The organism is Aquimarina litoralis (assembly GCF_019295435.1).
GTDB classification, from domain to species: domain Bacteria; phylum Bacteroidota; class Bacteroidia; order Flavobacteriales; family Flavobacteriaceae; genus Aquimarina; species Aquimarina litoralis_A.
In genome coordinates this window covers 91,901-100,078 of record NZ_WEKL01000017.1, presented here as the reverse complement: position 1 = coordinate 100,078, position 8,178 = coordinate 91,901, and the positions used below count along the sequence as shown (strand labels likewise).

Here is an 8,178-nt window from a genome sequence, read left to right as displayed (position 1 = left end):
GGAACTTACGCAGGTATCTTATACCAGCGGTGCCGTCAGTGTTATTCAGTTAATTGATGCGCAAAACAATTATTTGAATGCGCAATTAGCAAGTACGAATGCGGCCTATAACTTTTTAATCAATAGTTTACAATTAGAGCGTTTTTTAGGATATTATTTTTTAATGAATTCCAAGGAAGATAACCTTGCATTTACACAACGCTTTTTAGAGTTTTTAAATAATAGAAATTAAGCTAACTACTGAAACAAATCATTATGAAAATACTCACCAAACTTTTTTACGTAGTACTCATCTCAGGATTGCTTTTTTCTTGTTCAGAAGAAAATAAAGAAGCTAAAAAATTTGTCAGACCTGTAAAATATGAAAAAGTTGATTTCGTAGGAGGAGAAAAAATCCGAACATTTAGTGGTACCGCGCAAACGGATAAAATAATTGGACTAAGTTTCAGAAGCAATGGTATTATTACTGCTTTTGATATTAAACTTGGTCAAAAAGTGGCAAAAGGACAACTATTAGCTAAATTAGATAACGTTCAGGCACGTTTAAATTATGAAAATGCAGTAGCTTCAAAAAATAGTGCAGAGTCCCAAATGAACACTGCGAAACTAAGTTTAAATCGAACACGTTCATTATTTGAAAAAGGAAGTGCTGCTTTAAGTGATTTTGAAGCAGCCAAAAATTCATTCAAGACTGCCCAAGAGAGTTTTGAATCTTCAAAACGTAGTGTTGCTATTCAGCAAGAACAAATACAGTATGGGTATTTATTTGCTCCTGAAGATGGGGTAATTGCAGCCGTGAATGCAGAGATCGATGAAAATGTAAGTGCTGGTCAGAATATTGCAACTTTGAATGCAGGTAGTGATATGGAAATTTCATTAGGAATTCCAGAAAGTGTTATTAATGGAGTGAAAAGTGGAAATGAAGTTAAAGTATCATTTGCAGCCCTCTCAGGACAAGTGTTTAATGGTAAAGTTTCAGAAGTTTCTCCAGCAGTGAATGCTAACACTGCCACATACCCTGTTATTATAATGATTACAAACCCTACTAATGATATAAAAAGTGGTATGGCTGCTAATGTTACCTTCGACTTTGGAGAGAATAAGTCCAATAGCCAAGTATTAGTTGTGCCAGCCAATGCAGTTGGAGAAGATAGTAATGGACGCTTTGTTTTCTTGATTGAAGGAGAAGCGCAAAGTGCTAAGGTTAAAAAACAAAAAGTAGTTATTGGTGATTTAACAGCCAATGGTTTCGAGATTAAATCCGGATTATCAGCTGGTCAAAAAATAGTTACTGCTGGTTTACAGACGCTTTTAGACGGACAAGAAGTAAAACTTCAATAACCACAAATACCAACCAAATGAATTTAGCACAATTTTCTATAGATAAAAATCGTATTACTTTTATGGTTCTTGCTACCATTATACTGCTAGGTATAGTAATGTATTTTGGGTTATCTAGAGATAGTATGCCACCATATGCGGTTAGAGTTGCTACGGTTGTATCTCAATTTCCCGGAGCAAGTCCAGAGCGTGTAGAGCTTCTAGTTACGGATAAAGTTGAAAAAATAGCTCAGGAACTACCAGAGCTTAAAGAGGTGAACAGTACATCACGAACTGGATTGTCTGTAGTAAGTGTTACGCTAAAAGATGAAGTGAAAGAAGAGAATATGCAAGAGGTTTGGGATCGTTTGCGTAAAAAATTAAATGCACTTCAGGGGCTACCGGATGGTGTGAGCCCAATCTTGAATGATGACGGTATTGGTGATGTATATGGTATTGTTGTTGGTTTGGCCTCTGATGGTTACAGTTATGCTGAATTGAAAACATATGCCGACGATATCAAGGATGATTTAATAAAACTTCCAACTGCTGCTAAGGTGGTTTTGGGAGGAGAACAGGAAGAGCGTGTTTTTGTAGAGTTTGATAATACAACCTTAAAAGAATATAATCTATCAGCTTCAAAACTCCAACAAAGCATTGCTGCCACTAATATTACCAATTCAGGAGGTCAAATTAATTTAGGAGAAGAACGTATTATACTAGAACCTACAGGTAATTTTAATTCTGTAAATGATATCCGTGAGATGTTGATTCAGGTAGGAAACGGTTCTCAACTAGTAAAATTGGGAGATATCACCAAGGTATCCAAAGGATATATTGATCCACCAAATCAAAAAGTAAGAATCAACGGTAAAGATGCCATTTCTATCCACGTTAATCTAAAAGAAAATTCAAACATCATTGCTTTAGGACAAGAGGTCAATACCATTCTTAAAAAATGGCAAAAACAGTTACCCGTTGGTTTGGAATTGAGCAGGATATCTTCCATGGATACCTATATAGATGTCAAGGTAAATGATTTTCTTGTTAACCTAATAGAATCCATAGTGATTGTACTTGTGGTGATGCTAATTTTTCTAGGTGTTCGCACGGGAGTAGTGATTGCAAGCCTTATTCCCATTGTAATGATTGCAACACTTATGGTTATGGGATTAATCGATATGGGATTAAACCAGGTTACGCTTGCTGCATTAATTATGGCTTTGGGAATGCTTGTAGATAATGCTATCGTGGTAGCAGAAACTATTATGGTGAAAATGGAGCAAGGTATTGAACGTAAAAAGGCAGCGGTAGATGCATTTTCAGAATTATGGATGCCTTTACTAATTTCAACCTTAACTACATCGGCAGCTTTTCTGGCATTTTATCTATCTCCAACTACTATGGGAGATATTGTAGGGCCAATTTTTGTAGTAATTTCTATTGCATTATTATCATCCTGGATTATAGCCCTTACCGTCATTACTATGTTTTGCTATTTATTTCTAAAAGTAAAAACCAAAGAAGAGAAAAAACCAAGTCTTATAGATAGAGTTATTAATAAACTTAAAGTGTATTATAAAGATTTGATTTTAATAGCGCTTACAAATAAGTGGAAAGTCATCATTGGTATATTTGTTACTTTCTTTGTCTCTCTCTATGGTTTTACAAAGATTCCCTTTATTTTCTTTCCAGATAGTGATCGTAATTTAATTACAATTGATATAAATCTTCCTCAAGGAAATAAAATTGAGGGTACAACAAAACTGGTAAAAGAAATTGAGCAATACATGATGGATTCCTTGCAGGTAAATGATTCTAGAACAGTAGGTGTTTTAGACTGGTCATCGTATATAGGAGAAGGACCTGAATCCTATGATTTGGGATATTCGCCAGATGAAGCCAATTCTAACTATGCTCATATTTTGGTAAATACATCATCTTTTACTGAGAATAACAATGTGGTAGCCAAGTTAGACAACTATGCATTTAATAACTTTCCTAATGCTGATATTAAAGTAAGTACTCTTGGTGCAGGAGGAGGTGGAACACCCATCGAAATAAAAATCTCCGGAGATGATCCAGATAAACTATCACAAATAGCTTCAACTTTAAAAATAAAATTGTCAAATATTGCAGGTACCAAAAATGTAAAAGATGATTGGGGTCCAAAGAGTAAAAAATTACTTGTTAAAATAGACCAGAACAGAGCACAATCTGCAGGTGTTACTAGTCAGGATATTGCCACTTCTTTAAGAACTGTTTTAGATGGATTTCAAACAGGTGAGTATCGCGAAGATGATAAATCTATTCCGATTTTAATGCGAAGTGATCAAAATCAGCAGTTATCACTAGCTTCCTTAGAGACGCTTAATGTATATTCTCAGGGAACAGGTAAAAGTGTCCCATTACTTCAGTTAGCATCCATAATACCGCAATGGCAATATGCCAAAATTAAGCGACTGGATTTAAGAAGAACTATCAATATCACATCAGAATTAAGAGAAGATGGTAATGCTTCTTTTATTACTTCAGAAATCACTCCTTGGTTAGATGAACAGGAAAAAAAATGGCCACAAGGTTACAAATACGAATTTGGTGGCGATGCGAAACAAACAGCTGAAAGTATGGGTTCTGTAATAGGTTATTTGCCAGTCTCAGGCTTTATTATAGTACTATTATTAGTGATTCAGTTTAATTCTTTTAGAAAAATGACCATGGTAGTACTTACAATTCCTTTAGGAGTAATAGGAGTAGTTATTGGTTTATTGGTTTTTGGAGAAGCTTTTGGTTTCATGCCTTTCTTAGGGTTAATATCGCTTGCAGGAATCATCATTAATAATGCAATAGTATTAATAGATCGAATGGAAATTGAGCAAAAAGATTTAGGAAGAACAGAACAAGATGCAGTTATTGCAGCTTGCTTACAACGTTTTAGACCCATTTTACTTGCTACCTTCACTACCGTATTAGGTTTAATACCTTTATACATTTCTGGAGGCGAAATGTGGGAAGGAATGGCTATTGGTATTATGGTAGGTTTATTATTTGGAACTGTTATTACACTACTTTTTATTCCCTCGCTTTATAGTGCATTATTTAAGGTGAATTATAAGGAATATGAGTTTGATGATGCCTTATTGGATGCTTAACTAACCAATGGATCAATATTTAGTATAGAATCTATGATTCCTAAAAATTTATACAAACATCGGTTTGAAATTTTTCTAACTACCCAGCTTGCTATTTTGTTTGGTTCCTTGTTCTTTCCAGCAGAATTCTTTGAGTATCGTTTATTACCATTATTATACTTAGCTAGCATTATTTCAGGTGTTTTACTGATATCAAAAAAAAGAAAAGTGATGTGGTTCTTTATAGGACTATTTGTTGTTGCAGCAATTGTATTTGGTTTTGATATGATATCACGGTCTCAAAACACAGAAAATCTTCTAATACGACTTTCTATATATTTTGTTTTTCATATTATAGTCACTTGGAATATTATACTACAGGTTTGGAAAGCCAAGCGTGTAAACAAGAATGTAATCATTGGGTTAATGAGTGGCTATATATCTTTGGGTTTTCTTGCTTTTTTCTTGTTTATGACAATAGAAATCACCAATCCTGGAGCATTTACAGGAGTATTATTAGAAACTGAAAATATGGCACTTCGTGCTGATGGTTTATTGTATTACGCATATATTACATTATTAACTATAGGTTATGGCGAAATAGTTCCTGCAATTCCTATTGCGCAGAAAGCAGCAATATTAGTGGGATTAGTTGGTCAATTTTATATGGTTATTATAACTGCTGTAGTCGTTGAAAAATATATAAAACATTCTTCAAGTCATTAATATGAAATTGTGTTGTTTTTAGAAAATCACACCAAATTTAACGTTGAAAAAAGGCTAAGGTTGCTTCTTTTTATTTTTTATGTTTTTGCGCCATAAATACTGCGGTTTTTACGCAATAAAATATCGGAAATTTTCACTCAATTTGTAAAAGCGTTTTCATTCTATTTATATACTCAAAGGCCTATACTATAAAATTACAATTTACACTAATACACCTTTTGCATTCTTAATAAACAGGTAGTTTTACTTATTTATAAGCCGAGATTATATAGCTAGCTTTGATTTACAGTGGACTGAGAGCATTTTTTTTTAAAATGTTTGGCAACCCTAGATGATCACACAAATCATAAATGAATATAAAAAAGGCTTTTATATTAGTATTTTTTTTTCTCTTTTTTCAAAGTTACTCTCATGCAAAAAGTGTTTCTTTGACTAAGGAATATTCCCTTTATCAAGATACTACCAAAGTTCTGAAAAAAGTGGAGGGAAAATTAAGCTTTATTAAAAAGCTTTTTCATCACAGTGATTCCGCCAAATTAGCCAGAAAATTTATTCATCAGCATCATAAAGAATTAAAGGAGAAACAATCTCCTACGTTTGTAACAGATACGGATACCGTAAAACTTAAGGATATTGTTTTTAAAACCAAGAAGAACTTCAAATTAGGATACGAAGTTTTTGGTTGGTATCCCTATTGGGAGAAAGATTATTATAAATATCTTAATTACAATTTACTATCTACCATAGCCTATTTTTCTTACGAAGTAGATCCAAAAACAGGAAACGCTATTACCACACATGATTGGGATACAACGCCAATAGTAGATTCTATAAAAGCATATCCCGATAAGAAAATATTACTGACGGTTAGTAATTTTGGAGAAAAGAATAATAGAAGATTCCTGAAAAATACCAAAGCGGTAAATCAATTAATAGAAAATTTAATTCAGCTTTTAGAAAAGAGAAAAGGCAATGGTGTTTGCATTGATTTTGAAGGCGTAGCGAAAAAGCAGAAAGAAGAATATACTAGTTTTTTACTCACCTTATCAAACAAGCTTAAGAAAGCCAATAAAGATTATTTAGTGTATATCACTTTGCCAAGTGTTAATTGGAGTGAAGCATTAGATTTTAATTCTATCAATCAAACTGTAGACAAGTTTGTGATTATGGGATATGACTATTATGGAAAAACAAGCTCAGTAGCAGGTCCTGTATCTCCTCTAAACAGTGAAAAAACTTGGGAACCTTATAACTTAACTACTTCTGTAGATTATTATTTAGAGAATAAGATACCAAACACGAAACTTTTATTGGCATTACCCACTTATGGAAGCCTGTGGGAAACCAAAACCCAAAGTTTACAATCTAAAGTTAAAGATTATATAGGTAGTAGAACTTTTAGTTATATCAAGAAGAATATTGAGGGTAATGAACAAATTTATATAGAACCTATAAGTAAAAGTGCTTATAGTTCCTTTAGTATTAAAGGAGATAAAAACCAGTTTAGACAATGTTGGTTCGAAAATGACTCCAGTTTTGTGTACAAAACAAAACTGATTAAAGATAAAAAACTAGCAGGTCTTGGGATATGGGCTCTTGGATATGATAAAGGATATGATGACATATGGAATGTAATCAGTTCTGAAATGGCAATAGAACCTGAAAAATCTAGTGAAGAAGAAGAAAAAGATTCAGTGAGTAATGCAGGTTCTATTTTTTCGAAAATTGTAAATACATTAGGATTAAAAGATCCTAAGAGTAAAATCAATACGGTAGAAGAGAAACTTGTATCCATAACAGATTACAAGAACGTATTGTTATACACCATGTCATTTGTGTTGTTTTTTGCCTGTGTAGGGTTTCTTTGGGCTATGTTCTCTCCAAATACAAGAGCCGGTTTTTTTAATAACACTTCACTAAAAGGATATTACATCGGATTGATGTTGTTGTTAGCAGTTGTCATTTTTAGGATACTCGATGCTATTGATGATTTTATTGTCATGTTGATCATAGGTTTTCTTTTAGGGGTTTTGGCATTTTACATCGCCAATGGAATTGTAGAACGTAAGAAAAAAGAATTACCATGAGCAGTAGTGTAATTGCAGCAGATGAAAAGAAGCTAAAAGCCGAAGAAGGGAAACTGAAGAAGGTGTTTTCAATGATCAAGAAAATGTTTTCTAAAGAACTATTGTGGTTACTTTTTATCACGCTAACCTCAATTCCCATTGCGTTGATAATTTCGTATGTAATGTATCGATATGGATCAGAAGAGATGCTAGATATATTTGAAACATTAGCTGGAGATGAACCAACATTTATGGTCATATATATAATGTGTGCCGTTGGAATTTATTTTTCGAGAATAGTGGCAAATGCTATTAAGGTTCAATTAAAGAATATTAAAAAAGAGTAGATGTTAGATAAAGCTTTATTATTTATAACAGATTATCTGAATCAAAACCTTAAGTTGACTTTTGGTCTAAACGAAGATGTTGTGGTATTATCCAGTCTCGTAAATTTAGATGGTAGTGTTACTAAGAATATTGAAAATAAAGTAATTCTTTCTATTATCAATTTAGAGCACGAAAAGACTGTCAAAAATATGGGAGGATATATTCCCGATTCGCGAGGTTCTTTTAGTAAAGTCGATCCTCCTGTATACATCAACGTGTTTTTATTGGTATCTGCAAATTACAATTCTGAAAATTATATAGAGTCCTTAAAGATGCTTTCAGCCGTGATTGGAATTTTTCAATCCCCCATCATTTTTACAAGAGAAACACATCCAGATTTGGATGTATCATTAGGGAGATTGTCTTTTGAAATCTTTAATACCCCAATTCAGGAATTGAGCCATATATGGAGTGGTATAGGTGCTAAATATGTCCCCTCCATGATTTATAAAGTAAGAATGATAGCATTCCAGAAAGAAAGAGTGAAAGAAGAAGTTTCTGGAGTAAGTGGTTTGGATGCAAACATTAAAAAAAATTAATCATTTAAT

At 33.1% G+C, this 8,178-nt stretch carries 7 protein-coding genes; all 7 read left to right on the top strand.

What is annotated here, in order from left to right; all coding sequences use genetic code 11:
* Nucleotides 1-232, top strand: a 232-nt coding sequence (locus GBO31_RS11165) for a TolC family protein (RefSeq protein WP_219008424.1), incomplete at its 5' end; no start/stop codon positions are given.
* Nucleotides 233-255: 23 nt separating this feature from the next.
* Nucleotides 256-1,341: an efflux RND transporter periplasmic adaptor subunit gene (locus tag GBO31_RS11160; RefSeq protein WP_219008423.1), complete on the top strand. Its 1,086-nt coding sequence runs from the start codon at nucleotides 256-258 to the stop codon at nucleotides 1,339-1,341.
* A gap of 17 nt (nucleotides 1,342-1,358) precedes the next feature.
* Complete coding sequence (locus tag GBO31_RS11155) at nucleotides 1,359-4,472, top strand: efflux RND transporter permease subunit (protein ID WP_219008422.1); 3,114 nt, start codon at nucleotides 1,359-1,361, stop codon at nucleotides 4,470-4,472.
* A 33-nt stretch (nucleotides 4,473-4,505) separates the two neighbouring features.
* Nucleotides 4,506-5,177, top strand: coding sequence for an ion channel (locus tag GBO31_RS11150; RefSeq protein WP_219008421.1), 672 nt, complete (start codon nucleotides 4,506-4,508; stop codon nucleotides 5,175-5,177).
* A gap of 428 nt (nucleotides 5,178-5,605) precedes the next feature.
* Nucleotides 5,606-7,264, top strand: coding sequence for a glycosyl hydrolase family 18 protein (locus GBO31_RS11145; protein ID WP_219008420.1), 1,659 nt, complete (start codon nucleotides 5,606-5,608; stop codon nucleotides 7,262-7,264).
* On the top strand, nucleotides 7,261-7,590 hold the full coding sequence (locus tag GBO31_RS11140) for a hypothetical protein (protein WP_219008419.1): 330 nt from the start codon (nucleotides 7,261-7,263) through the stop codon (nucleotides 7,588-7,590). Before GBO31_RS11145 ends, GBO31_RS11140 begins: the two co-directional genes overlap by 4 nt.
* The gene (locus GBO31_RS11135; protein WP_219008418.1) at nucleotides 7,591-8,169 is read left to right on the top strand and encodes a DUF4255 domain-containing protein; all 579 of its coding nucleotides are present in this window, start codon (nucleotides 7,591-7,593) and stop codon (nucleotides 8,167-8,169) included.
* Nucleotides 8,170-8,178: the final 9 nt, after the last annotated feature.

What these genes read in the sequence shown, in the direction of transcription:
- GBO31_RS11160 (WP_219008423.1), top strand. Translation starts at nt 256, where the DNA reads ATGAAAATACTCACCAAACTTTTTTACGTAGTACTCATCTCAGGATTG.
- GBO31_RS11155 (WP_219008422.1), top strand. Translation starts at nt 1,359, where the DNA reads ATGAATTTAGCACAATTTTCTATAGATAAAAATCGTATTACTTTTATG.
- GBO31_RS11150 (WP_219008421.1), top strand. Translation starts at nt 4,506, where the DNA reads ATGATTCCTAAAAATTTATACAAACATCGGTTTGAAATTTTTCTAACT.
- GBO31_RS11140 (WP_219008419.1), top strand. Translation starts at nt 7,261, where the DNA reads ATGAGCAGTAGTGTAATTGCAGCAGATGAAAAGAAGCTAAAAGCCGAA.
- GBO31_RS11135 (WP_219008418.1), top strand. Translation starts at nt 7,591, where the DNA reads ATGTTAGATAAAGCTTTATTATTTATAACAGATTATCTGAATCAAAAC.